The organism is Burkholderia sp. AU30280, assembly GCF_020420125.1.
Classification (GTDB): domain Bacteria; phylum Pseudomonadota; class Gammaproteobacteria; order Burkholderiales; family Burkholderiaceae; genus Burkholderia.
The window spans coordinates 88480-111706 of sequence record NZ_JAIZRY010000013.1 but is presented as its reverse complement, the minus strand read 5'-3'; the positions used below and the strand labels follow the sequence as shown (position 1 = coordinate 111706).

The window sequence follows — 23227 nt, the reverse complement described above, 5'->3', positions numbered from 1 at the left end:
TCGGCCGGTTGCCACGCCGGCTCGGCGCGCGTCAGGCCGGCATCGTCATGCGTCGGGATGCATGCCGGAAACCGGCGGCCCGACGATGCCGGCATGCACGGGCCCCGGCGTGCTGCCCGGGTGAAGCGCGTCGAGAAACCGGCGCCCCTTGTGCGTCAGGTAAGCATGGCGCCTGCCCGCGGCGCCATGCTCCAGCATGACCAGCTGGCGCTCGAGCAGCGCGTCGAGCTCGGTTCGGTGCAGGTCGATCTGGTCCGGCGCCTCGCGGACCAGCATCAGGGTCGCAAATTCGTGTGGGCTGAGCATGTCCATTTCCTGTCAACAATGGAATCGCGAATCGCGGCGGGGCGCGAAAGCCAACCGCGGGGTGCAGGCCTGCCCCCGCCCGCGGCATCGCACGGCCGACCACCGGCGGGCGGCCGTGTCCGCCGGCGCAGCACCGCGCACCGTGCTGCGCCGGTCCGTGCTGCCGATACGCCGGCCTATCCGACGCTCACCTGGATGCGTCGCGGTTTCGCCTCCTCGCGGCGCGGAATGGTCAGCTTGAGCACCCCGTCGCGCAGTTGCGCATCGATGCGCGAGACGTCGAAGTCAGGGCTGATGGTGAACGCCCGCCAGAAGCGCGGATGACGCACTTCGCCGTGCTGCAGCCGCAGTCCGGCCGGCGTCGGGATGACGGCTTCGGCCTCGACGGTCAGGTTGCCGTCCCGCACCTGCACGTCGAGCTTTTCGCGGGGCACGCCCGGCAAGTCCGCGTACAGCGTGATGCCGCGGTTGTCCTCGAAGACGTCGACGGCGGGCGCGACACGGGTGAGCGGCTTCGCCGGCGCCTCGCCGGCCGGGCCGGCAACATCGGTGCCGGCCCCGCGCGTCGTCAGTTCGTTGCTGTCGTTCATGATGTCCTCCGTTCGTTAGGTATCTGGATCAATCCTCACTGGACGGCAATGGCGCGCGGCTTCGAGGCCTCGGAGCGCCCGACGCTGATGGTCAGGCAACCGTTCACATAGCGCGCGTTGACCTTGTCCGGATCGGCGTGCTGCGGCAACTCGATGACCCGCCGGAACGCGCCCATGAAACGCTCCCGCGCATAGACGCGCGTTTCGGCGTCCTCGTTCGACTCGGGCGGCTTGCGCTCGCCGCTGATCGTCAGCAGCCCCTTGTCGATCGAGACGTCGATCGCGGCCGGATCGAGCCCCGGCGCGAATGCGACGATCTCGATGCTGTCGTCGGTGCTGCCGATGTTCACCGCAGGGAAGGTTTCGCTGCGCGTGGCGCGCAGACTGGCGGGATACCCCGCGAAGAGGCTGGCCATCTGCCGTTGCAGGCGGTCGAATTCGCCCAGCAGATCGGTGCCGAAGAGAAAATCGCTCATGACTGGCTCCTTGAATCGGGGGCCCTTCACGAGAGGCGAACGGAACCACGCGCTCCAGTTCGCCTGCCCGTGGGAAACCCCGCAGACAAACAAATCGAAACACGCAGCGCTTAGCGCGACTGCCTTGGCGATCCGTAACATAGCGCAAGAAGCGGAAATTTCAAGAGGCGGTTCGACAGCCCGCCCCGCGACACTTCACGGCCCTCGCCGACAGGCTTCGGGAACCGGCGGAGCGGGTGCGCATGCCGCCCATCCCGGCACGGTCACGGCCGCTGCGCAGGCAATCCGCCGCCCGCCTCATCGCCTCGGAAAGGGCCGTCGTCCCCCGACGCCAGGCTGAAACAAATTGTTACAAACAGGCATTTTGGCGCCCTCTTGAAGCGTGCGGCGGGCGCCTCTATTTCGGTTCCCGCCAGACAGTGGCGCGGCTGCCCGGCGGCGACGCACGAGTCGCGACGGCCGGCAGCCGGATTCCCTTTTTCGTGAACGTTCAATCGCTCAGGAGATGAGAATGCAGATTCGCCCCCTCTACGACCGGGTTATCGTCAAGCGAATCGAGACGCAGCGGACGACGGCGTCGGGCATCGTGATTCCCGACTCGGCCGCGGAAAAGCCCGAACAAGGCGAGGTCATCGCGGTCGGCAGCGGCCGGCTGCTCCAGGATGGAACGCTGCGTGCGCTCCAGTTGAAAGTCGGCGATCAGGTGCTCTTCGGCAAATACGCGGGGCAGACCGTCAAGGTCGATGGCGAGGAACTCCTCGTCATGCGCGAGGAGGACGTCATGGGCGTCCTCGAGGCCGACGCCGGCACCGCCCGCAAGGCCGCCTGAAAGCCTGAACCGGTCGCGAACACCCGAGCGGTGGTTCGCGACGCGTTGAGTCAACGACTATGATCCGGAGTCCAAACATGAGTGCAAAAGACGTCAAATTCCACGACAGTGCCCGCGGCCGCATCGTCAAGGGCGTGAACGTGCTCGCCGACGCCGTGAAGGTCACGCTCGGGCCGAAGGGCCGCAACGTGCTGATCGAGCGCGGCTTCGGCGCGCCCGTCATCACGAAGGACGGCGTGTCGGTCGCGAAGGAAATCGAGCTGAAGGAGCGCTTCGAAAACATGGGGGCGCAGATCGTCAAGCAGGTCGCATCGAAGACCGCGGATGTGGCCGGCGACGGCACCACCACGGCCACCGTGCTCGCGCAGGCGATCGTGCAGGAAGGCATGAAGCACGTCGCCGCCGGCGTGAATCCGATGGACCTGAAGCGCGGCATCGACAAGGTGGTGGCCGCCGTGCTCGACGCGCTTCGCGACCTGTCGAAGCCGATTTCCACGAGCAAGGAAATCGCGCAGGTCGGCTCGATCTCGGCGAACGCCGACGAGGCGATCGGCAAGATAATCGCCGACGCAATGGAGAAGGTCGGCAAGGAAGGGGTCATCACGGTCGAGGACGGCAAGTCCCTCGACAACGAACTCGATGTCGTCGAGGGGATGCAGTTCGACCGCGGCTACATCAGCCCCTACTTCATCAACGATCCCGACAAGCAGGCAGCCTACCTGGACGACGTGCTGATCCTGCTGCACGACAAGAAGATCTCGAACGTCCGGGATCTGCTGCCCATCCTCGAGGCGACCTCGAAGGCAGGCAAGCCCCTGCTGATCGTGGCGGAAGACATCGAAGGCGAAGCCCTGGCCACGCTCGTGGTGAACGCGATGCGAGGCATCCTGAAAGTCGCGGCCGTCAAGGCGCCCGGGTTCGGCGACCGTCGCAAGGCGATGCTGGAGGATATCGCGATCCTGACCGGCGCAACCGTCATCTCGGAAGAGACCGGCAAGCAGCTGCAAAAGGCAACCCTCGAGGATCTGGGGCAGGCAAAGCGCGTCGAGGTGCGCAAGGACGACACGATCATCATCGACGGCGCGGGCGACGAGCAGCGCATCGATGCGCGCGTGAAGTCCATCCGCGCGCAGATCGAGGAAGCCACCAGCGACTACGATCGCGAGAAGCTCCAGGAGCGCGTCGCGAAGCTCGCGGGCGGCGTGGCCGTCATCAAGGTCGGAGCGGCGACCGAAGTCGAGATGAAGGAGAAGAAAGACCGCGTGGACGACGCGCTGCACGCCACGCGCGCGGCGGTCGAGGAAGGGATCGTACCGGGCGGCGGCGTGGCGCTTCTGCGCGCGCGCTCGACGGTCACGGGCCTGAAAGGCGCCAACAGCGACCAGGACGCGGGGATCCAGATCGTGCTGCGCGCGCTCGAAGCGCCGCTGCGCGTCATCGCTTCGAATGCCGGGGACGAGCCGTCGGTCGTCATCGCGAAGGTACTGGAAGGCACGGGCAACTTCGGCTACAACGCGGCCACCGGCGAGTTTGTCGACCTCGTCGAAGCCGGTGTCGTCGATCCCACCAAGGTGACGCGCACGGCATTGCAAAATGCCGCGTCGATCGCCGGCCTGATCCTCACGACCGACGCATCGGTTGCCGACGCACCCAAGGACGAGAAGGCGGCGCCGCACGCGGCACCGGCACTCGAGTACTGACGTACTGACCTGCCAGCGGTTCGTGTCTGCGCCGGCTGAACAGTCGCGGCCGGCGCAACGCGTTCGGCGCCGCACGCGCGATGCGTGCTGCGGCGCCGCTTTTTGCCCGGAATCGACATGAAACTCGTGCTTCACATTGATTCGAAACCGCTCGACATCGAGATCGACGATGTCCTGGCAGGGTTGCTGGCCGCCCGCCTCGAGCTTCCCGGCGGCGCCGCCAACCAGGATGCGCTCGCACAGTACCTCGGTAAAAAGGGCGAACCCTGGATGCTCGACGAAGACCATATGCGAAAGCGCATCTTCCGTCGGCTGATCCTGGACATCGCGGATCCGGCGCTGATCATCAGTCATCTTATGGCAAACGATTGAGGCCGCGTGGCCGTGGCGTTCCTCGCCCGGCGGCGTCGGCGCCTGCGTCGACGCGACCTCGAAACGGCTCACCGCGCTGCGGAATCCCCTGTCACCATGCCCGGCAATTTTCGTTCGCCGGTTCCCGCTCCGACCCGGCTGCCGGTCGGCGTGCTCGGAATCGATTACCTCAAGTTTTTACAGCTTTCGGTCGACGATGCGATGCTGTTCGACACTTCGTTCGACATCGATGCGCTGGAGGAAGCCATCACATCCATCCGCTCGAATTCGATGCGCGCGGCACGGCCGGCAATGAAAGTGTTCTTCGACGGCTGCAGGTTCTGGCTCGCCAGTCACTTTCATCGCTACGAGGCGGCCCGCCGGCTCGGTGCGCGTCACCAGGAATTCTTCTGCGAGATCATGCCGGGCCGGAAAGCCGACGCCGCAGGTCGCACCTGAATCGCCATGGGAATCCCTGACTGCCTACCCGGGCAGCAACCATCTGATTTGACGAGGCTGTTGAGTGGGGACTTCCGCTGGACGATATACGGCCAGGATCGCCCTGACAGGAAAACTGCATGGAAATGCAGATCACCCCGTCCCCCGAAATTGTTAGCGATACTTATGCAAAAAACGAATCGACATTCGACGCGACATCCTGGGGCGGGGACCGGGCGATGCCGCTCGCCACACCTGCGCGCGACGGATATCTGCATTATGATGCTCGCCGCGCAGGCGTACCTGCTACTGCTGCGCTGATCATACGTCTGAAGTTCTGGAGCGAGCATGCGAGACATCATCGATGGCTTTTTGCGTTTTCAACGCGACATCTATCCGCAACGTGAGGCGCTTTTCAAGCAACTCGCCACGTCACAAAACCCCAAGGCGCTGTTCGTCACGTGCTCCGACAGCCGTGTCGTCCCTGAGCTGCTCACTCAGCGCGAGCCGGGCGAACTGTTCGTGATCCGCAATGCGGGCAATATCGTGCCGTCGTACGGCCCGGAACCCGGCGGCGTGTCCGCCACCGTGGAATACGCGGTCGCCGTTCTCGGCGTTCGGGATATCGTGATCTGCGGCCACTCCGATTGCGGCGCGATGGGCGCGATTTCGCGCTGCACCTGCCTCGATCATCTGCCGGCCGTCGCGAACTGGCTGCGTCATGCCGATTCCGCGCGCGTCATCAACGCCGCGCATGAATACGACACGCCGCGCGCGAAACTCGACGGGCTCGTGCGCGAAAACGTGATCGCGCAGCTGGCGAACCTGCGCACCCACCCGTCAGTCGCGCTTGCACTGGAGCAAGGACGCCTGAACCTGCACGGGTGGGTCTACGACATCGAGACGGGCGGCATCGACGCGCTGGACGGCACCTCCCGACGTTTCGTCCCGCTGGCCGAGTCGCCCACGGTGGTCGCCGTGAATTCGCGCGACCGCGCTCAAATCTAGCCCGCCGTTGTTCGCGCCCGATGCCCGGCATCGGGCGTGCACGACGATCCGCCGAACGGAGCGAGAGCGGGAACGCGCGCCGGTTCGTATCGCCCCACCCCACGCGCGAGTCTTGCGGCGTCAATGCGGACGCCGCACCACGTTGACGGGCATCGACACCATCACGCCGGCTCCATCGGCGTTATCCCGCCTTTCGCCATCGGCCACGGCTCCACGCATACGCGGAGTTCGACGTTGCGCCGGGCCCGATGGCGCCGTGCACGCGTGCTGCGTGCGGTCGCCCTAATGCGCGGTGCGCCGCAACATCGTCGTGTCGTAACCGAGCGCCCCAACCCGTTCGACAAGCGCCGCGGCCTGTTCGGCGGAGGGCTTCGCGTCGCGCGTCAGGATCCACAGGAACCGGCCCGACGGTTCACCGACGATCGACCACGCGTAGTCGTCGGCGCGATCGAGCACCCAATAATCGCCGAAGAAGAACGGCCCGAAGAACGACACTTTCAGCTTTGCGTTGCCGCTGTCGGCCACGATCCTTGCGCGCCCGTCGGCGGTTCGCGCGCGGCCGGCCGGCCCGCCTTCGCGGCAGATATTGCGCACGCCGACGAGACCGTCTTCCCGCTTCGCATACTCGGCCGTCACGCCGTCGCATCCGCGCTCGAAGCGGTTTTCATATCGCGCGAACTCGTACCATCTGCCGACGTAGCGATCGAGATCGACGGATTTCGCCGGTTGCGGAACATGGGCATTCCCGCTGGGCCCGCCGGCGAGGCCTGCACATCCCGCAAGCACCAGTGCGGCGCCCGCCACCCACAGCGGTCGGCCAACGATACTTCGCTTCATCGAATAGCTCTCCAGACACGAAACCCGGCCATTGTGCACGCAACCGACGGTGGTCTGCCGCCCTCGCCGCACGTTGCGGCTACCTGCATCCGCGCGGACGCGTCGCTCGTATCTGGCTGAGGATTTCACGGCGGCCGTCGCCCTGCGCAACGTGCAGCGGGCGCGCCGTCGATCGCTCAATCAGACGCATCCGAGAGTGCTATATTTCGCTCGACATTCACATCATGGCGATCCGCGCCATCCACTTCGCATGAGCGACACGCCAAGCGGTGCCAGCGGCTTCGATCAGTCAGCCCCTTCGCGCGATGCCGACGCGGATGCCGCGCGCCGCGAACATCTGAATCGGGTGATGCTTCAAGCGGCAGCCGGCGATCAGGCGGCTTTCGCGGAGTTGTACCGGCTAACCGCGTCGCGGGTGTTCGGGACAATCGTGCGCATGCTTCACGATCACGGGGAAGCCGAGGATCTCCTCCAGGAGGTCTACACGACCGCATGGCGGCGCCTTGACGCGTTCGACCCGGCGCGCGGCGGCGCGATGACGTGGCTGATCACGCTGGCGCGCAACAGGACGATCGACCGCTTGCGGCAGCATCGCGACGCGCAACTCGACGACGAGCAGGCGCTGGCGCTTCCCGCCGAAGATCCGACGCCCGCCGCACTGGCGGAGGCCTCGCAGGAGCGCCTGCGCCTGGAGCGCTGCCTCGCGCAACTCGATCCGCAGCAGGGCCGCGCGGTGCGCGAGGCCTTCTTCAGCGGCGCGACCTACAGTGAGTTGGCAGCGCGACTGCGTGTGCCGCTCGGAACCATGAAGAGCTGGATCCGGCGCAGCCTGATGCAGCTGAAGGTGTGCCTGGAGCAATGAATACGCCGGCCGATCACAATCCCGAATTGCGCTGCGCAGAATACGCGCTCGGCGTGCTCGACGCAGACGCGCGCCGCGAGCTGGAGCAGGCCGCCGCTCGCGACCCGGCATTGCAAGCCACGCTCGAGCGCTGGCAGCGCCGCCTCGCCCCGCTCGCGGACGACATCACGCCCGTCGACCCGCCCGCGCGAACCTGGACCAGGATCCAACACCAACTGGGCTTCATCCCGCCGCCGCGTCCAAGCAGCGCTGCGCCAGCCGCCGGATGGTGGAACAGCCTGCGACTGTGGCGCTGGGTAGGCATTGGCGCGAGCGCGGCGGCGCTGGGGCTGCTTGCGGTCAACGTGATCCGGGTGGATGAAGCGCCGCCGCGCCCCGCTGCCGAAGACAGCCACTACATGGCGGCCACGCTCGCACAAGCGGATGGCGTCGCACGGTGGACCGCCACGGTCGACTTGCGGCGTGCCCGGATGGTCGTGGTGCCCGCGAACACGCCGCCGATCGCCGCGGATCGCTCGACGGAGCTCTGGCTGATTCCGCCGAACGCGAAGCCGATCTCGCTCGGCGTATTCGCGTCGAACGCACCGGCGTCGATGACGCTGCCGCAAGCGATCGTCGCGCGACTCGGTGCGCGCGCGGTGCTCGCCGTATCGCTCGAGCCTCGCGGCGGCTCGCCGAGCGGCCAACCCACCGGGCCGGTGCTCGCCACCGGCGCGATGCACACCGCTTGACGCGCGCAACGCGCGCTCGACGCACAAAACGCGGCGGCGTGCCGCCCGTTGCTGCCTCTCTCGACGGGATCGCGCCGCATCTCGTCGCATCCGGTTGCATCCGGTCGGCCGCCGGCTCCGTATAAGGGGATATCGCGTCCCCGGAGCCCGTATGCCCGCCGTCGCCGTTGCCCTCCTCGCCTTCGTCGGACTGATCGTGTCCTTCACGGCAGTGTGGATGACCCAATTGCATTCCCGGAACGCCGGGATGATCGATCCGGTCTGGGCGGCGACGCTCGGCGGCGTCGCCGTGTTCGTCGCCGCGCTGGCTACCGGCCCGGCATTGAACCGTGCGCTCGTCGCCGCCGGCGGCGGCATCTGGGGGCTGCGACTCGCGCGGCACCTGTGGCGGCGCAATCGCGGGCAGCCGGAGGACCCGCGCTATCGACAGTTCCGCTTGCAGTGGGGCGACGCCGCGCCGCGCAACATGTTCTGGCTGTTCCAGTTGCAAGCGCTGATCTCGATGCTGCTGTCGATAGCGTTCTTCATCCCCGCCTACAGCGCGGCAGCCCCGTCCCGGTTCGCGATTGCAGCGGCAGTCGCGATCTGGATCGTCGCCGTCGCCGGAGAGACGGCCTCCGACCGGCAACTCAAGCGGTTTCTCGCGGATCCCGAGCACGCCGGCCAGGTCTGTCGCGCCGGCTGGTGGCGCTATTCGCGGCACCCCAACTATTTTTTCGAGTGCGTGCACTGGCTCGCCTACACGGCCCTGGCGATCGGCATGCCGTGGGGCTGGCTGACGCTGATACCGCCCTTCCTGATGGCATGGCTGCTGCTCAAGGTATCCGGCTTGCCGCTGCTCGAAGCGCGTCTGGTGCAAACCCGGCCGGGCTACCGCGAGTACAGGCGCACGACCAGCGCCATCGTTCCGTGGCCGCCGAGGCCGGTGCCCAGCCCTTCCCCCACTCGAGCCGATCCCCCTGAAGACCGGAGCACGCGATCATGACCGCTACCACCTCGCAACCGTCGCCGGCCTCGGTGGCGGCACCCGACGACGCCTGGCTGATTCGCTGCTGCGAGCGCGGCTGGCTGCCGGACCGGCTGATCCGGGCCGGCATGCGCTCGCTCATGCGGCAACGCCTGCGCGCCGAACACGCATATGACGCCGAACAGCGCGCGGCGGCCCACGACACGCTGGTGCGTGAACTGGGCGCGAGCCCGATCGCCATCGAGACGCTCGCGGCGAACACGCAGCATTACGAGGTGCCCGGCAGCTTCTTCGAGGCCCATCTCGGCCCGCGGCTCAAATACTCGTGCGGCTACTACCCGCGCGGCGACGAAACGCTGTCGCAGGCAGAGGAGGCCATGCTGGCGTTGTACGCGCAGCGCGCCAGGCTGGCGGACGGCCAGCGCATGCTCGACCTCGGATGCGGCTGGGGTTCGCTGTCGCTCTGGCTCGCCGAGCGGTATCCGGCGGCGCAGATCGTCGGCCTGTCGAATTCGCACGGTCAACGCCACTTCATCGAGCAACGCGCGGCGCAGCGCGGGCTGACGAACCTGCGCATCGTGACCGGCAACGTGGTGGAGTTCGACTTCGATCCCGCGGACGCCGGTTTCGACCGCGTGCTCTCGATCGAGATGTTCGAGCACATGAAGAACTACGGGCAACTGCTCGCGAAAATCGCGCGCTGGATGCACGACGACGGCAAGCTCTTCGTGCACATCTTCGCGCACAAGCTGCTCGCCTATCACTTCGCGGCGCGCGACGACACCGACTGGATGTCGCGCCATTTCTTCACGGGCGGGACGATGCCGTCGGCCGACCTGCTGCTGCGGTTCCAGGACGACGTGCGCGTCGCCCGCCAATGGTGGCTCGACGGCACTCACTACGCCCGCACGGCCAATCAGTGGCTCGCGTCGCTCGACGCGGCGCGCCACCGGATCATGCCGATCTTCGAGACGGTCTACGGCGCCGACGCCCGCATCGGGTTCCAGCGCTGGCGGATGTTCTACATGGCGGTCGCCGAGCTGTTCGGCTATGCCGACGGGCAGGAATGGGGCGTCGCCCACTATCTGTTCGACAAGCGCCGGGGTCTCGCATGAGGGCCGCGATCCCGTACCGGGTCGTCAGCCGCGTCGCCGTCACAGCCGTGACGGCGCTCGCGATCGGGGCCGCCGGGTGCTCGGGCAGCCCGCCGAACCCGAATCCGCGCGCCGCCGTTGCGCTGTCGACCGTCCCCGTCGACTTGCCGCGCTACATGGGCCGCTGGTACGTGATCGCCAATATCCCGTATTTCGCGGAACGCAACTTCGTCGGCAGCCGGGCCGAGTGGAGCCTGCGCGACGACGGCCGGATCGACGACGCCTTCGTCGGCCGCAAGGGCGGCTTCGACCAGCCCGAGCAGCACTATCGGTTCGTCGACTCCGTCAAGCCCGGCAGCGGCGGGGGCGAATGGCGCGTGCGGCTGTTCTGGCCGGTGTACGTCACGCAACTGACGCTCTACGTCGACCCCGACTACCGGTACACGATCCTCGGCTACCCGGGCAAGACGCTCGGCTGGATCTTCTCGCGCAAGCCGACGATGGACGAGGCCACCTATCGCTCGCTGCTCGCCCGGCTCGATGCGATGGGTTACGACACGTCGCGCTTCAGGCGGGTGCCGCAAACACCGGAGCAGATCGGCAAGCCGGGCTTCGCGTCGCCCGGCGATCGCGAATGACGGCCGCACCTGCATCCGCCGCGCGCGGTGCGTCGTATATGAGCACATGTGATTCCCGACCCTGCGCTTGTGATTGACGGAGACCCTTCGCGATGCACCCGAAACCTTCAATGTCGCTGCCCGGCCGACGGATCGCCGTCGTCGGCGCCGGCATCGCGGGCCTGGCCAGCGCGTACTTGCTGGCCCGCCGTCACCGCGTGACGCTGTTCGAGGCCGCCGACTATCTCGGCGGTCACACGCACACGGTCGACGTCGAGCTCGACGGCGCACGCCACCCCGTCGACACGGGCTTCCTCGTGTTCAACGACCGGACCTATCCGAACCTGATCGCGCTGTTCGACGAACTGGGCGTGGCCGCCCATTCGAGCGACATGTCGTTCTCGGTTTCGGTCGACGGCGGCCGGCTCGAATGGGCCGGCAGCAACCTGAACACGGTGTTCGCGCAACGCCGCAACCTGTTCTCGCCGACCTTCCTCGGGATGTTGCGCGACATCCTGCGCTTCAACGCGTCCGCGCACGATCACCTCGTATCGGCGAGCCGGGAGCGTCTTTCGGTCGGGGAACTGCTCACGGCCGGCGGCTACGGCGCATCGTTCCAGCATCACTACCTGCTGCCGATGGCGGCCGCGATCTGGTCGAGCGCGGCCAACGACATCCTGCGGTTTCCGGCGGCGACCTTCCTGCGCTTCTGCCTGAACCACGCGTTGTTGCAGGTCAACAACCGGCCGACCTGGCGCACCGTCGCGGGCGGCGCGCGGCAGTACGTCGAGCGCATCGCCGCGACGCTCGACGACGTGCGCGTGAATACGCCGGTCCGTGCGATACGGCGCGACGACGCGGGCGTGACGGTGGCGACCGACACGGCCGGTCACGAGCGCTTCGACGCGGTCGTGCTGGCGTGCCATGCGCCGACCAGCCTGCGGCTGCTCGCGGACGCCAGCAACGCCGAGCGCGACGTGCTCGGCGCCGTGCGCTACCAGCACAACGTCGCGGTGCTTCATACCGATACGGCGTTGCTGCCGCGTCGGCGGCGCGTGTGGTCGGCGTGGAACTACCTGGGCGGGCGGCCAAGGCGCAACGGCGGCGAATCGCCCGTGTGCGTGAGCTACCTGCTCAACCAGTTGCAGCCGCTGCCGTTCCGCTCGCCGGTCGTCGTCACGTTGAATCCGGTCGACGCGCCCGCGCCCGACAGCCAGCTCGGCCGCTACGATTACGAGCACCCGCTGCTCGACCTCGCGGCCGTGGATGCGCAGCATCGCCTGCCGATGCTGCAAGGGCGGCGCAATACGTGGTTTGCGGGCGCGTGGACGGGCTACGGGTTCCATGAGGATGGACTGAAATCGGCGTTGCGCGTCGCCAGCAGCTTCGGCGTCGCGCCGGCCTGGGCTCGCCCATGAACACGCCCTTTGCCCGCGACGGCATCGCCGCCCGGCTGCTCGTCGGCACCGTGATGCACGAGCGGCTGCGGCCGGTGCGCCATGCGTTCGCGTACCCGCTATTCCAGGTGTGCTGCGACGTCGAGCGGCTGGACGAGATCGACGCCGGCTGGTTCGGCATCGATCGCTGGGCCCCGCTCGCGCTCGCTTGCCGCGACTACGGCCCGCGCGACGGCCGCGCGCTCGGCCCGTGGATGCGCGATGTCCTCGCGCACGCCGGCATTCCCGCCGACGGCCCGATCTGGCTGCAGACGATCCCGCGCATCTTCGGCTACGCCTTCAATCCGGTGAGCTTCTGGTACTGCTACGACCGCGCGGGCCGGCTGCGCGCGCTGTACGCCGACGTGCGCAACACGTTCGGTGCGCACCACGGCTACCTGCTGAGCGCGATGCGCCACGCGCCGATCGACGCCGACACCGTGCTCGTCTGCCGCAAGACGTTTCATGTCTCGCCGTTTTGCGACATCGTCGGGGATTACGCGTTTCGCGTGCGTCAGCGCGGCGATCACCTGAGCGTGGCGATCGACTATCGCGACGACGAAGGCCTGCTGCTGCGCACGGCCATCGGCATGCAGTCCGCGCCGCTGACAGCGGCACGCGCGTGGCGCGCGCTGGCCCGGCAGCCGCTGAACGCGATCGACGTCGTCATGCGCATTCATTGGCAAGCGCTGCGGCTGTGGCTCGCGCGCGTGCCGTTCCACGGCAAGACGCCGCCCGGCCGTTCCGCCGCTGCCGATTCGCCGTTGTCCCGTTCGGCGGGTGCGCCGCCACGCGGCCGCTCGGCGATGTCCGATCACGAGGCTCGTCCATGACCTTGCTGCGCCTGCTGTCTCCCGCATCGCAACCGGCGATGCCGCTCTCGGCCCGGTGGTTCATCGCGTTGCTGCGGCAAATCCGCGACGGTCACCTGACACTCGTGACGCCCGAAGGCGCGCAGCATGTGTTAGGCAATCCGCACTGCCAGCCGGCCGCGACGCTGCAGGTGCGCGACTGGCGCGCGTGCCGTGCGATCCTGCGCGCGGGCGACATCGGCTTCGCGGAAGCGTATCGCGCCGGCTGGATCGACACGCCCGAGCTCGTCGCGCTGCTGCGCCTCGCGATCCGCAACCAGCCGGTGATCGCGAAAACGGTGACCGGCGGCCGCCTGGCACGCGTCTGGTACGCGCTGCGTCACCGGCTGAGGATGAATACGCGGGCCGGCAGCCGCCGCAACATCCACGCGCACTACGATCTCGGCAACGACTTTTACGGGTTGTGGCTCGACGACACGTGGACGTATTCGAGCGCATGCTTCGACGGCGACGCGCAGCGTTCGCTCGCCGACGCGCAAACGGCGAAGTATCAGCGCATCGTCGATGCGCTCGGCCTGCGCGCCGGCATGCACGTGCTCGAGATCGGCTGCGGCTGGGGCGGGTTCGCGTTGCATGCCGCACGGCAAGGCATCCGCGTGCATGGCGTCACCCTCTCGCAGGCGCAATACGCGCTGGCCCGCAAGCGCATTGCGCGCGACGGGCTGTCCGATCGCGTCACGCTCGAATTGCGCGACTATCGCGACGTCGACGGCCAATACGACGCGATCGTGTCGATCGAGATGTTCGAGGCCGTGGGCGAAACGTACTGGCCGGTGTACTTCGACACGCTCAGGCAGCGCCTGAAGCCCGGTGCACGCGCGCTGATTCAATCGATCACGATCATCGAGTCGCTGTTCGACGCGTACCGCACGTCAAGCGACTTCATTCGCGAGTTCATCTTTCCCGGCGGGATGCTGCCGAGCCCGGAGCGCTTCGTCGATGCCGCACGGCGGGCCGGCCTGGCCGCCGAACCGGTGCTCGCGTTCGGCGACGACTACGCGCGCACGCTGCGCACCTGGCGGGCCACGTTCGAGGCACGCATCGACTCGGTGCGCGCGCAACGATTTGACGAGACGTTCATTCGCACCTGGCGTCTCTACCTCGCCTATTGCGAAGCGGGATTTGCCGAGCGGCGGACCGACGTGATGCATTTCATCGTGTCGTCGGGCGGCTGACATGAGGCGCCGGCTTGCGATGCTCGCCGCGGCCGCGGCGCTGGCTGCACCGCCGTTCGCCGGCGCGAGCTGCGTCGACGATATCGCATCGGCGCGCCTGATCGGCTCCGGCCGGTTCTGCATCCTGGGCATCTGCCTGTACGACGCCCAGCTGTGGGCGCCCCGGCCCCCCGGCGCGTTCGACACGCCGTTTGCGTTGTCGCTGGCCTACCGTCACGACGTGAAAGGCGAGCGGCTGGTCGCGACGGGCATCGACGAGATCGAGCGCCTCGCACCCGCGCCGTTGCCGGCTGCGACGCTCGCTGCATGGCGCCGCGATATCGAACGGGCGTTCACCGACGTATCGCGCGGGGACGTGCTTTGCGGCGTGTATTTCCCCGAGCGCGGCGCACGCTTCTACACCAACGGCCGTCTGACGGCCGACGTGACCGACCCGGCGTTCGCGCGCGCGTTCTTCGCGATCTGGCTCGACCCGCGCACGCGGGCAACATCGTTGCGCCGTCAGTTGCTGGGCGACGAGGCGCACTGATTCGACGGTGAGCGAGGGCGATCGGTCCAATGTATCGATGCCGGCAGCGCCGCTCGACCGGACCGTTCGCCACGGATCCTTCTCGACACGTGATACGCCATGGTCGACATCATGTTCGCTGGCGTGAACGGCCTCGGGCCGGATTCCGCCGCATCGACACGCAAATGTGCGACACGATCGATACATGCATCGAAATCGCCTCCCTTCCGGCGTACTTCCCGGCCCGTCTTGACATAGTTTGGCCGCCAGCCCATTGACCTAAAAAGTCGTTTCATATGCATTTCAAACACGTAATATTCTTACAGGAATGAGTATTCACGTGCCTGAAACGCGATTCCCCGGTGCTGATTCGACACTTGACGCACAAACTTCCGGTACAAATTATTCTATGAATCACTTTTCCGCTTCACTTTCCGGGAAATTTGCATACAATCCAGCTGTGACGCATGAATCGACCGAGGGAGGCTCCATGCCAACACGCCATCACGACATCAAGCCGCGCCGGTTTCCGGCGTGTCCGGCTTCATTGATGGCGCGCGTGTCCGTCGCCCCGGCACGCAGCCCGTCACACCACGCCGGTGCGGCGCTCGACCGGCCGATTGCGTCACGCTTGCGGGTCGCCGCGCAACAGCGCGGCCAACGCTGCCGGCGCCGCTCGCCGCAGGTGACCGACCGGTGTGCAAGCGCCGGCCTGAACGGCGCTCTGCCCGAATGGCGATCGAACACCGTCGCGGCTCGCGCGCGTCCGACGCTGCTCGTCACGGGCGGCCTGACCGCATCCGACGAAACCATCGAGCAAGTCGGCCTGCACGTCAGCGAGCGCGTCGAATCGGTGTCGCGGGCGCTGCGACAGCCAGGCCCGGCTGTCGACGCGCTGATCGCCGAGGTCACGTCGTTGCACATGGACCTCGCGATTCAATTCGTGTCGCTGGCACTGGCGCGCCACGCCCGCGCGGCCGCGATCGTCTACGAGCACGGTAGCGTGCAGGCTCTCTCGCTGGTCCGCCTTGCAGGGTTCCACCTGTTTCGCTCGGTCGGCGGCCGCATCGACCCGGCGTTCGTCCTGGCGAAGTTGCAACAATCCGCCGCCGTCACGCTCGCAGCCAAGCCGGCGGCGAACGACCCGATGTTGCGGTTCCGCCGGGACGTCGGCGGCCGGGCCCCGGCAACGCCGGTGGGTCCGTCGTGCGCGATCAGGGCCGGATCTCCGGTGACGCTGCCGGGCCGCCATGCACGCCCGCGCGCGCGCAGGTGAACGTCACCCGATCGACGTGCCGTCGATATGGCGGCAGCGTTCGCCCGACGCTTACCCAAGGAACACAGGCAACTCATCGCATCGCCTCAGTCGCGATCCATTGCATCACCCCCTAACCTCGAGAAACGAACCGAAATGGGCAATCTGATCGACGCTCCCGAGCACACCTTGACTGCGATCGACGAGGGCATTCCTCTGTCGCACATCATTCGTCGTCGGCTCGAGAACGCGGGCGCGCGCTTCCATGCAAACGACAACATCGCCGCGCACCTGCGCGACGGCGAACTGGATGCGTTGCAGAACGAAGTTGCGCAGGGCATGGAAGCCGTGCTGCGCTCGCTCGTGATCGATGTCGACAACGACCACAACACCCGGGAAACCGCACGGCGCGTCGCGAAGATGTTCATCCGCGAAGTGTTCGCGGGCCGCTACGACGCGGCGCCGTCCGTCACCGAATTCCCGAACGTCGAACGGCTGGACGAGTTGCTGATCGTCGGGCCGCTGCGCGTGCGCAGCGCCTGCTCGCATCATCTTTGCCCGATCATGGGCCGCATCTGGATCGGCGTGCTGCCCAGCGCCACGTCGAATCTGATCGGCCTGTCGAAGTACGGAAGGCTGGTGAACTGGGTCATGACGCGCCCGCAGATCCAGGAGGAAGCGGTCAAGCAGATCGCCGACCTCCTCGAGTCGCGCATCTCGCCCGACGGGCTCGCCGTCGTACTCGAGGCCGAGCACTTCTGCATGCACTGGCGCGGCACCAAGGACGACCAGGCAAAAATGACCAACAGCGTGATGCGCGGGAAATTTCTCGCGGACCCATCGCTTCGCCGAGAGTTTCTCGCCTTGCTGTCCGGAAAGCATGCATAAAGCGCGCGACAGGCATTCGCGACGAATGCGCCGGCACCGTGCCCGGCCATGAGCCGCGCACGTTCGTCGCCGCGGGCGCGCAGCAGCGCGAAGCGCAAAGCCATACGGAGTTCACGATGAACTGTTCGCACGATTCACTCCGCCCGTCCTCCGGCCAGGGTCGATCGACGACGCTGCATTCAGTCAGGCAGCCACGCCGGGGCGCGTCCCGCGGGCGGTCGCGCCCCGGCGGCAGAACCGAATTCACCGCCGATGCGCTCGTTCAGCCCGACGAAGCATCCGACGCGCATGCGGAACTCGACCAATTGTTGTCTCGCGTAGCCGCCGGCGACGAGCACGCGTTCGCGCAACTCTATCGCTTGACGGCGGCGCGGCTGTTCGGCGTGATCGTCCGGATGATCCGCGACCGCCACGAAGCGGAAGACCTGCTTCAGGACGTGTTCACGACGGCATGGCGTCGCGCCGATTCATTCGACGCCCGACGCGGCACGGCGCTGACATGGCTGATGACGCTCGCACGCAATCGGACCATCGACCGGATCAGGCAGCACCGCGAGCTTCCGCTCGACGACGAACTGGCGCTGTCGATCCCCGATGAAAACCCGACGCCCGATCTCGGCGCGCAGGCGAGCCAGGAGCGCCTGCGTCTCGAGCGCGGGCTCGCGCACCTGGGCGCGCGGCAGGCGTATGTGCTGCGGGAAGCGTTTCATGGCGGCGCGTCGTATGCGGAGCTGGCCGAACGCATGCAGGTGCCGCTCGGCACGATGAAGAGCTGGATTCGCCGCAGCCTGATGCGACTCAAGATCTATCTCGAGCAATGAGCGGACGAGCCGCTTCGCGAACCGCCTTTCCGGACCAAACTCCTCATGTTGAATCACTTTCCTGCTTCATGTTTCAGGCAAACTGCGTACAATCCTGAGACAACAGTACGTCGACTTCAGGAGAGCAACGATGCCCCCTCGCGATGATCGCGATACACCTCACCGCTATCGCAGCGGCGAGGCCGCGCGCCTGGCGCGCATGCCGGCAGCCACGCTGAGGATCTGGGAAAGGCGCTATGGCGTGATTGCTCCGCCCAAAACGCCGTCCGGACAACGGCTGTACTCGGACGACGACGTACAGCGCATTCGTTTGCTGAAAACGCTCGTCAATCAGGGCCACGCGATCGGCTCGATCGCCAGCCTGGGCCGCGAGGAGCTCGAGGCGTTGTCGTTGACGAATACGCGTAACCCGGCGTTTCCCGAGTCAAGTGTGAGCCTCGCGGTCATCGGTGCGCTTTCGATTCCGGAATCCGCGATAGAGCGAATGGGCATCCAGATCGCCGCACGAATCGACTCGATTGACGATGCGAGCGAGCATGCGGGTACGTCAGCCGACGCCCTCATCGCGACGACCACGTCGCTCCATGAGGAGGTCGTGTCGCAGCTCGCCGACGTGGCGCAAAAGCTCAACGCGCACGCCGTGGCCGTCGTGTACGCGTTCGGCACGGCAGAGGCGGTCGAGCTGGCGAAGCTGTCGGGGTTCGAGCTGTTCCGGTCGACGGAAGGCCAGACCAACCCGATATCCATCATTTCGAGACTGGCGCAAGCCGTCGTCAAGGCGCGCCAGTCGAATGACGCGGATCGCGGGCTTTGGCTGCGCACGCGGCGACGCTTCGACGAAGCGACGCTCGCGTCGCTCAGCGGCCTGTCCACCACCGTCAAATGCGAGTGTCCGCGTCATCTCTCCGAATTGATCATGCAGCTCGGTGCGTTCGAGCGATACAGCGACGAATGCGTGTCGCGATCGCCGGCCGATGCGCTGCTGCATCGCCACCTTGGAGACGCGGCGAACCGGGCAGCCGAATTGCTCGAGACGGCGCTCGCCGTCATTCTTCGCGAAGAGGGATTGGGCGGAACGACGCCGGAGCTGAAGGCGCTGTAGCGCGGCAAGCGCCGCCGGCGGTTCCGACCTGCCCGTGACGACAGGCGGCGATGCTGCGCGGCACACGCGTCAGGCGCTTCGTCGCTCTCGTTGTGCCGGCAACGATTGTCGCCCTGTTGCGACTCGTTCGTCGTTGAGTGGAGACGCCGCGGGCCTGCGTGACCTCACGGCACGCCGTCGATCCCGGACCGGCACACTTTCACGTGCAACGCAGGGCTTGCCCCGATCACTGAACCCAATCCGAAGAACGAGCCACTGCGGCAGGGGATGTCGGCTGCCTGCTCGCGGTACCGGCATTCGACGCGTTCGCGACGCGATCCACGAACGCGGAGAGATCGTCGAGCACTGGCGCCACCCCTCTCAACGGCGCGCCCAGAACGCCGACGATCGACGCGTGGCTCACGTTCCTGTAACGCATGACCACGACGGTATCGCCCATGTCTTGCAACGCGCGCGCGAAGCGGTACGTGTTGCCGGGCTCGACCACCGTGTCCTTCTCCGCGATGGCCAGCCACATCGGCGGCTCGGTACCCTGAATGAATCGAATCGGCTGGCTCGCGGCACGCGCTTCCTGCGGGAATATCCTTTCGAGCGTGGCATCACGCAGCGGCAGGAAATCATAAGCCCCGGCCAGCCCCATCACGCCGGCGATATCGCTCTTCTGCATCCCCTGTGCCGCCAGATAGCGGCCGTCGGTCGCAAGCAATGCGGCAATCTGTGCGCCCGCGGAGTGCCCCATCAGAAACAGGCGACGCGGATCGCCGCCGAACGCAACTGCGTGCTCGCGTGCCCACGCCACCGCCTGCGCCGCATCGTCGACGAAACCGGGAAAGGTGGTCGCCGGGTACGTCCTATAGTCGGGCAAGACGGCAACCAAACCCCTCGACGCGAGTGCCTCTCCCACGAACAGATAGTCCTTGCGCTCGCCGGACTGCCAGCTTCCGCCGTAGAAGAACACGACCACCGGGGCGCCCGCACTCGCATCGGACGGCCAGTGATGCAGGACGCGCGTGGGCAAGTAGACGTCGAGCACTTGTCGCTCGCCGGATCCGTACGGGATACCTGCGAAAAGGCTGAACGTGTAGCTCGGCGTGAGCGCATTCAGGAGCCGCACCGGGCTGCACGCGGAGAGGAGACCGGCCGCGAGCAGCACCGACAGGACGGCAAGCCCGGCTTTCATGTTCATGGGGATCTCCCTGGCTGACGATTCCGGCCGCATTCGCCGCCTTCCTTGGGGGATTACGGAACTTGCGCGGAAGCGGATGCATGCATCGCACGGCAGCCCACACCCCCTCTCTCGGGGCCACGAGCGGATGTTCATCGGTCGGGCGCCGGCACGCTCAGGCTGTCCGGCGCCACATTCGAACGCACTGCCCCGATGCCGACCAGTTGGTCCGTCGGCCCGGTTCAAACCCCGACACTGCGTGGCATGAGGCGCACCGCCCAGATGCGTTGCAGCGGCGGCATCGTAAGCGGCCGTGCAATCCACAGCGCTACCGGCCACCGGGTGCCCCCCTTAACGGCATCCCGATCTTCCCTTCGCAAGTGCATCCATCCGCAATCGAGCGTCGTATGTGGAATGGAGATGTGAATCAACACGGAATGCCGACAATCGCCCCTTGCAAAGCCATCGTCCGGGAATGGGTCCGTTCATCGACGACATTGAGAGCCTTCTGCCATGAACGTTCCACCTGCCGCTTTCCCCGAGATCCAACGTCGACGTGGCGGCAGGACCGATTTCGTTCGTTGTCGAGGGCGACGTATCGCTTTGCTCGGCGCACACGTGTGCGCCGCCGAGGCACGTGGCATGGCGACCATGCCTAAACCGATCCCGCGCGAACGATCATGAGAAGCGCTCCGAATCAACTGACGTCGAGCACGCAAAAGTCGAGCGCCGCTCGCGTGTACGTCTATCTCGCGACGACCCAAACAGGATGGCTGGTATGCGTGATGACTGCCGCATCGCATCACGCCGCGTGGGGCGTCGCCTATGCGCTGATCGCGACGGTCAGCCATCTTCTCTTCGCGCGTCGACCCTCATCCGAGGCGCGGATCGTCATCACGGTCACGGTGTCCGGATGGTTATGGGACAGCGCCGTTGCCCATTCCGGCCTGCTCGTGTACCCGAACGGCGTGTTGCTCAAAGGCACAGCGCCGTACTGGCTTGCGGGGCTGTGGGCGCTGTTCGCGATTCAACTCAATACCTTGCTGCGCTGGCTCCGGGAGCGACCGCTCATCTCGGCGCTCGTCGGCGCATTCGCAGGCCCGGCATCCTTTCGCGCAGGGGCGGCGCTGGGGGCCGTTCATTTCAAAGATCCGGCTGCAGCGCTCGTCGTTGTCGCAACCGGCTGGGCGTTCATCTTGCCGGCGGCGCTTGCGATTGCGAGCCATTGGGATGGCGTAACACCCCGATCTCCGCCGCGAATCGGCGGAGACGGCATGAATGACGCCCCCGCTGGATAGCGATATCGGCTCGATAGAGCCGGGAGCGCCACAAGCCAGCTTCATTTCCGATCCCGTTCAAATTGCCAACGCACCTTCTCAGGCAACGCACATGACAAGCTCCGAATTGCCGCATCAATCCCGCCCCGTCATCGTATGGTTTCGGGATGACCAACGGCTCGGCGACAATCCCGCACTTTCTCACGCGGTCAGTACCGGCCATCCTGTTGTTTGCGTCTACGTATACGACCCTGCCCCGAAGCTCGGGCGTCCGATGGGGGGCGCGCAACGGTGGTGGCTGCACGAGTCCTTGAGCAAACTCGATGAGTCGCTTTCCGCTCTCGGTGGCTCGCTGATCGTGCTTCGCGGCAACGAACGCGAAGCCATCAGGCGTCTCGCCGTCGAGACCCGGGCGGCAAAGGTTTTCTGGAATCGCCGCTACTCGAAAGCGCAAACGGAAACAGATGCATCGATCAAGCAAGACCTGATCGGCCGCGGCATCGACGTGTCGACATTCAATGGCCATCTCTTGCGGGAACCTTGGACAGTCACCACGCGCGAAGGCTTGCCGTTCCAGGTATTCAGCGCGTACTGGAGAGCCGCTCGCCGCGATAATTTCTTTCCTCCATGTCCACTACCGGCGCCGTCTCGAATCACGTTCTTTCCCGTCTCCAAAAACGTCAGCGCACACGTCTGCACGCTTCCCGAGCTTGCACTGCAGCCCTCGAGGCCGGACTGGGCGGAGGGTCTGCGTGCGACCTGGCGATGCGGCGAGGAAGCGGCCGGGCGTCAACTCGAGGCCTTCATTGAAAACTCGTTTTCCGATTATGCCGGCGCCCGAGATTTTCCGGCCAGTCAAGCGACGAGCCGGCTTTCTCCGTATCTTCGCTTTGGAAATATCTCGGCCCGGCAAGTGTGGTACGCGACGTTATCAGCGGTAGACACCCTACGAAGCAGGCGAATTGTTCGCATCGACGATGCCAAAAACGAGTCGTTGAACAAGTTCTTCAGCGAACTCGGCTGGAGAGAATTCTCGTATTACCTGCTCTATCACTGCAAACCCCTTCATCGGTTCAATTTCCGGCGCCAGTTCGACGCCATGCCGTGGCGCACCGACCCAAAGGCGCTTCGCATGTGGCAAATGGGGAAAACGGGATACCCGCTGGTAGACGCCGGCATGCGCGAGCTTTGGCACACAGGTTGGATGCACAACCGCGTGCGCATGGTGACGGCGTCGTTTCTCACCAAGCACTTGCTGATCGATTGGCGCGAGGGCGAAGCATGGTTCTGGGATACGCTGGTTGACGCGGACGAGGCGAGCAATCCCGCCGGGTGGCAATGGGTTTCGGGAAGCGGCGCCGACGCAGCCCCGTATTTTCGAATCTTCAATCCTGTATTGCAGGGGAAAAAGTTCGATCCGAGAGGCGAATACACGCGGCGGTGGGTGCCCGAACTATCTGCACTTCCCGCCGAAACCGTCCACAGCCCATGGACCGCTTCCACTGACGAGCTGCAACACGCATCCATCACTCTCGGCGCAAGTTATCCCTTCCCGATTGTGGATCACCAGCTTGCACGCGCGCGAGCCCTCAGCTCGGTAGAGATCCTGAATATGCAGAGCGAAGCGAAGTGACGCCCGGTCGCTATCGCGAAGGCAGGGGCAGCTTCTGCAAAACGCGGCGTTGATCGCCGGCCTGACCCTCACGACCGATGCATCGGTTGCCGACGCGCCCAACGACGAGAAGGCAGTACTGCACGCGATACCGGTGCTCTCGCGCCTGGCTATCGCATTCGAACACTACAATGAGCGCCACCCGCATCAAGTCCTTCAATTCAGCTCGCCTCGCGAGTTCAAGCGTGCTGCGGTGCCATCAACCTAACGGTGTCGGCGTGTCCTGAGATACAGGGGGAAATTCCAGCCA

The 23227-nt window shown here is 66.2% G+C and carries 26 protein-coding genes and 1 pseudogene; 22 read left to right on the top strand and 5 right to left on the bottom strand.

Translation table 11 applies throughout. From position 1 onward, the window contains the following. Positions 1–45: 45 nt before the first annotated feature. The 3 genes from LGN17_RS27010 to LGN17_RS27000 all read right to left on the bottom strand — a co-directional run bounded on the left by LGN17_RS27010 (position 46) and on the right by LGN17_RS27000 (position 1372). Positions 46–306, bottom strand: coding sequence for a hypothetical protein (locus LGN17_RS27010; RefSeq protein WP_226199732.1), 261 nt, complete (start codon positions 304–306; stop codon positions 46–48). 176 nt (positions 307–482) lie between these two features. Further along, entirely contained in the window at positions 483–896 is a 414-nt protein-coding gene (locus tag LGN17_RS27005; protein ID WP_175951843.1) for an Hsp20/alpha crystallin family protein, read from the bottom strand. 35 nt (positions 897–931) lie between these two features. Next, positions 932–1372, bottom strand: coding sequence for an Hsp20/alpha crystallin family protein (locus LGN17_RS27000; protein WP_175952157.1), 441 nt, complete (start codon positions 1370–1372; stop codon positions 932–934). A 511-nt stretch (positions 1373–1883) separates the two neighbouring features. Between LGN17_RS27000 and groES the strand changes: the two genes are divergently transcribed. The 6 genes from groES (at position 1884) to LGN17_RS26970 (ending at position 5698) form a co-directional block, all read left to right on the top strand. Further along, positions 1884–2201: a co-chaperone GroES gene (groES, locus tag LGN17_RS26995; RefSeq protein WP_175951842.1), complete on the top strand. Its 318-nt coding sequence runs from the start codon at positions 1884–1886 to the stop codon at positions 2199–2201. 77 nt (positions 2202–2278) lie between these two features. Continuing rightward, entirely contained in the window at positions 2279–3901 is a 1623-nt protein-coding gene (gene groL, locus LGN17_RS26990) for a chaperonin GroEL (RefSeq protein WP_226199730.1), read from the top strand. 117 nt (positions 3902–4018) lie between these two features. Next, on the top strand, positions 4019–4273 hold the full coding sequence (locus LGN17_RS26985; RefSeq protein WP_226199728.1) for a hypothetical protein: 255 nt from the start codon (positions 4019–4021) through the stop codon (positions 4271–4273). Between the two features lie 6 nt (positions 4274–4279). Continuing rightward, positions 4280–4711, top strand: a complete 432-nt coding sequence (locus tag LGN17_RS26980; RefSeq protein WP_226199726.1) for a hypothetical protein — start codon at positions 4280–4282, stop codon at positions 4709–4711. Positions 4712–4830: 119 nt separating this feature from the next. After that, the gene (locus LGN17_RS26975; RefSeq protein WP_226199724.1) at positions 4831–5097 is read left to right on the top strand and encodes a hypothetical protein; all 267 of its coding nucleotides are present in this window, start codon (positions 4831–4833) and stop codon (positions 5095–5097) included. Beyond that, positions 5039–5698, top strand: coding sequence for a carbonic anhydrase (locus LGN17_RS26970; protein ID WP_226199722.1), 660 nt, complete (start codon positions 5039–5041; stop codon positions 5696–5698). Before LGN17_RS26975 ends, LGN17_RS26970 begins: the two co-directional genes overlap by 59 nt. A 282-nt stretch (positions 5699–5980) precedes the next feature. Here LGN17_RS26970 and LGN17_RS26965 read toward each other — a convergent pair whose 3' ends face one another. Beyond that, positions 5981–6535 (bottom strand): lipocalin family protein, encoded by a 555-nt coding sequence (locus LGN17_RS26965; RefSeq protein ID WP_226199719.1) that lies wholly within the window; start codon positions 6533–6535, stop codon positions 5981–5983. Positions 6536–6785: 250 nt separating this feature from the next. Here LGN17_RS26965 and LGN17_RS26960 point away from each other — a divergent pair, with 250 nt between their 5' ends. From LGN17_RS26960 to LGN17_RS26900, 13 genes are all read left to right on the top strand, one after another. Next, positions 6786–7397 carry a sigma-70 family RNA polymerase sigma factor gene (locus tag LGN17_RS26960; protein WP_226199717.1) on the top strand — a complete coding sequence of 204 codons (612 nt, stop codon included), beginning with the start codon at positions 6786–6788 and terminating at the stop codon, positions 7395–7397. Next, a complete protein-coding gene (locus LGN17_RS26955) occupies positions 7394–8128 on the top strand; it encodes an anti-sigma factor domain-containing protein (RefSeq protein ID WP_226199715.1) in 735 nt (244 codons plus the stop codon). The genes LGN17_RS26960 and LGN17_RS26955 overlap by 4 nt, the downstream gene beginning before the upstream one ends. Before the next feature lie 151 nt (positions 8129–8279). Continuing rightward, complete coding sequence (locus LGN17_RS26950; protein WP_226199713.1) at positions 8280–9113, top strand: DUF1295 domain-containing protein; 834 nt, start codon at positions 8280–8282, stop codon at positions 9111–9113. Next, entirely contained in the window at positions 9110–10210 is a 1101-nt protein-coding gene (locus tag LGN17_RS26945; protein ID WP_226199711.1) for an SAM-dependent methyltransferase, read from the top strand. Before LGN17_RS26950 ends, LGN17_RS26945 begins: the two co-directional genes overlap by 4 nt. Then, complete coding sequence (locus LGN17_RS26940; RefSeq protein WP_226199709.1) at positions 10207–10827, top strand: lipocalin family protein; 621 nt, start codon at positions 10207–10209, stop codon at positions 10825–10827. Before LGN17_RS26945 ends, LGN17_RS26940 begins: the two co-directional genes overlap by 4 nt. A 92-nt stretch (positions 10828–10919) precedes the next feature. Further along, complete coding sequence (locus LGN17_RS26935) at positions 10920–12224, top strand: NAD(P)/FAD-dependent oxidoreductase (protein WP_226199707.1); 1305 nt, start codon at positions 10920–10922, stop codon at positions 12222–12224. Then, positions 12221–13075 (top strand): DUF1365 domain-containing protein, encoded by an 855-nt coding sequence (locus tag LGN17_RS26930; protein WP_226199705.1) that lies wholly within the window; start codon positions 12221–12223, stop codon positions 13073–13075. The genes LGN17_RS26935 and LGN17_RS26930 overlap by 4 nt, the downstream gene beginning before the upstream one ends. Continuing rightward, on the top strand, positions 13072–14289 hold the full coding sequence (locus LGN17_RS26925; protein WP_226199703.1) for an SAM-dependent methyltransferase: 1218 nt from the start codon (positions 13072–13074) through the stop codon (positions 14287–14289). The genes LGN17_RS26930 and LGN17_RS26925 overlap by 4 nt, the downstream gene beginning before the upstream one ends. Position 14290: 1 nt before the next feature. Next, positions 14291–14818 carry a chalcone isomerase family protein gene (locus tag LGN17_RS26920; protein ID WP_226199701.1) on the top strand — a complete coding sequence of 176 codons (528 nt, stop codon included), beginning with the start codon at positions 14291–14293 and terminating at the stop codon, positions 14816–14818. Between the two features lie 388 nt (positions 14819–15206). Next, complete coding sequence (locus LGN17_RS26915) at positions 15207–16073, top strand: hypothetical protein (RefSeq protein ID WP_226199699.1); 867 nt, start codon at positions 15207–15209, stop codon at positions 16071–16073. 135 nt (positions 16074–16208) lie between these two features. Next, positions 16209–16940, top strand: a complete 732-nt coding sequence (gene folE / locus LGN17_RS26910) for a GTP cyclohydrolase I (protein ID WP_175970238.1) — start codon at positions 16209–16211, stop codon at positions 16938–16940. A gap of 116 nt (positions 16941–17056) precedes the next feature. Next, entirely contained in the window at positions 17057–17761 is a 705-nt protein-coding gene (locus tag LGN17_RS26905; protein ID WP_226200000.1) for a sigma-70 family RNA polymerase sigma factor, read from the top strand. Between the two features lie 130 nt (positions 17762–17891). Continuing rightward, positions 17892–18863 (top strand): MerR family transcriptional regulator, encoded by a 972-nt coding sequence (locus LGN17_RS26900; protein ID WP_226199697.1) that lies wholly within the window; start codon positions 17892–17894, stop codon positions 18861–18863. Positions 18864–19089: 226 nt separating this feature from the next. Here LGN17_RS26900 and LGN17_RS26895 read toward each other — a convergent pair whose 3' ends face one another. Further along, positions 19090–20049, bottom strand: a complete 960-nt coding sequence (locus LGN17_RS26895) for an alpha/beta hydrolase (protein ID WP_226199695.1) — start codon at positions 20047–20049, stop codon at positions 19090–19092. A gap of 659 nt (positions 20050–20708) precedes the next feature. Here LGN17_RS26895 and LGN17_RS26890 point away from each other — a divergent pair. From LGN17_RS26890 to LGN17_RS36905, 3 genes and pseudogenes are all read left to right on the top strand, one after another. Beyond that, the gene (locus LGN17_RS26890) at positions 20709–21326 is read left to right on the top strand and encodes a DUF2878 domain-containing protein (protein WP_226199692.1); all 618 of its coding nucleotides are present in this window, start codon (positions 20709–20711) and stop codon (positions 21324–21326) included. A gap of 91 nt (positions 21327–21417) precedes the next feature. Next, positions 21418–22938 carry a cryptochrome/photolyase family protein gene (locus LGN17_RS26885; protein WP_226199998.1) on the top strand — a complete coding sequence of 507 codons (1521 nt, stop codon included), beginning with the start codon at positions 21418–21420 and terminating at the stop codon, positions 22936–22938. A gap of 34 nt (positions 22939–22972) precedes the next feature. Further along, a pseudogene (locus LGN17_RS36905) lies at positions 22973–23077 on the top strand (molecular chaperone); the annotation flags it as partial. Positions 23078–23227: the final 150 nt, after the last annotated feature.

Coding starts and splice junctions, on each gene's coding strand:
- LGN17_RS27010 (WP_226199732.1), bottom strand. CDS start 306: ATGCTCAGCCCACACGAATTTGCGACCCTGATGCTGGTCCGCGAGGCG.
- LGN17_RS27005 (WP_175951843.1), bottom strand. CDS start 896: ATGAACGACAGCAACGAACTGACGACGCGCGGGGCCGGCACCGATGTT.
- LGN17_RS27000 (WP_175952157.1), bottom strand. CDS start 1,372: ATGAGCGATTTTCTCTTCGGCACCGATCTGCTGGGCGAATTCGACCGC.
- groES (WP_175951842.1), top strand. CDS start 1,884: ATGCAGATTCGCCCCCTCTACGACCGGGTTATCGTCAAGCGAATCGAG.
- groL (WP_226199730.1), top strand. CDS start 2,279: ATGAGTGCAAAAGACGTCAAATTCCACGACAGTGCCCGCGGCCGCATC.
- LGN17_RS26985 (WP_226199728.1), top strand. CDS start 4,019: ATGAAACTCGTGCTTCACATTGATTCGAAACCGCTCGACATCGAGATC.
- LGN17_RS26975 (WP_226199724.1), top strand. CDS start 4,831: ATGGAAATGCAGATCACCCCGTCCCCCGAAATTGTTAGCGATACTTAT.
- LGN17_RS26970 (WP_226199722.1), top strand. CDS start 5,039: ATGCGAGACATCATCGATGGCTTTTTGCGTTTTCAACGCGACATCTAT.
- LGN17_RS26965 (WP_226199719.1), bottom strand. CDS start 6,535: ATGAAGCGAAGTATCGTTGGCCGACCGCTGTGGGTGGCGGGCGCCGCA.
- LGN17_RS26960 (WP_226199717.1), top strand. CDS start 6,786: ATGAGCGACACGCCAAGCGGTGCCAGCGGCTTCGATCAGTCAGCCCCT.
- LGN17_RS26955 (WP_226199715.1), top strand. CDS start 7,394: ATGAATACGCCGGCCGATCACAATCCCGAATTGCGCTGCGCAGAATAC.
- LGN17_RS26950 (WP_226199713.1), top strand. CDS start 8,280: ATGCCCGCCGTCGCCGTTGCCCTCCTCGCCTTCGTCGGACTGATCGTG.
- LGN17_RS26945 (WP_226199711.1), top strand. CDS start 9,110: ATGACCGCTACCACCTCGCAACCGTCGCCGGCCTCGGTGGCGGCACCC.
- LGN17_RS26940 (WP_226199709.1), top strand. CDS start 10,207: ATGAGGGCCGCGATCCCGTACCGGGTCGTCAGCCGCGTCGCCGTCACA.
- LGN17_RS26935 (WP_226199707.1), top strand. CDS start 10,920: ATGCACCCGAAACCTTCAATGTCGCTGCCCGGCCGACGGATCGCCGTC.
- LGN17_RS26930 (WP_226199705.1), top strand. CDS start 12,221: ATGAACACGCCCTTTGCCCGCGACGGCATCGCCGCCCGGCTGCTCGTC.
- LGN17_RS26925 (WP_226199703.1), top strand. CDS start 13,072: ATGACCTTGCTGCGCCTGCTGTCTCCCGCATCGCAACCGGCGATGCCG.
- LGN17_RS26920 (WP_226199701.1), top strand. CDS start 14,291: ATGAGGCGCCGGCTTGCGATGCTCGCCGCGGCCGCGGCGCTGGCTGCA.
- LGN17_RS26915 (WP_226199699.1), top strand. CDS start 15,207: ATGAATCACTTTTCCGCTTCACTTTCCGGGAAATTTGCATACAATCCA.
- folE (WP_175970238.1), top strand. CDS start 16,209: ATGGGCAATCTGATCGACGCTCCCGAGCACACCTTGACTGCGATCGAC.
- LGN17_RS26905 (WP_226200000.1), top strand. CDS start 17,057: ATGAACTGTTCGCACGATTCACTCCGCCCGTCCTCCGGCCAGGGTCGA.
- LGN17_RS26900 (WP_226199697.1), top strand. CDS start 17,892: ATGCCCCCTCGCGATGATCGCGATACACCTCACCGCTATCGCAGCGGC.
- LGN17_RS26895 (WP_226199695.1), bottom strand. CDS start 20,049: ATGAACATGAAAGCCGGGCTTGCCGTCCTGTCGGTGCTGCTCGCGGCC.
- LGN17_RS26890 (WP_226199692.1), top strand. CDS start 20,709: ATGAGAAGCGCTCCGAATCAACTGACGTCGAGCACGCAAAAGTCGAGC.
- LGN17_RS26885 (WP_226199998.1), top strand. CDS start 21,418: ATGACAAGCTCCGAATTGCCGCATCAATCCCGCCCCGTCATCGTATGG.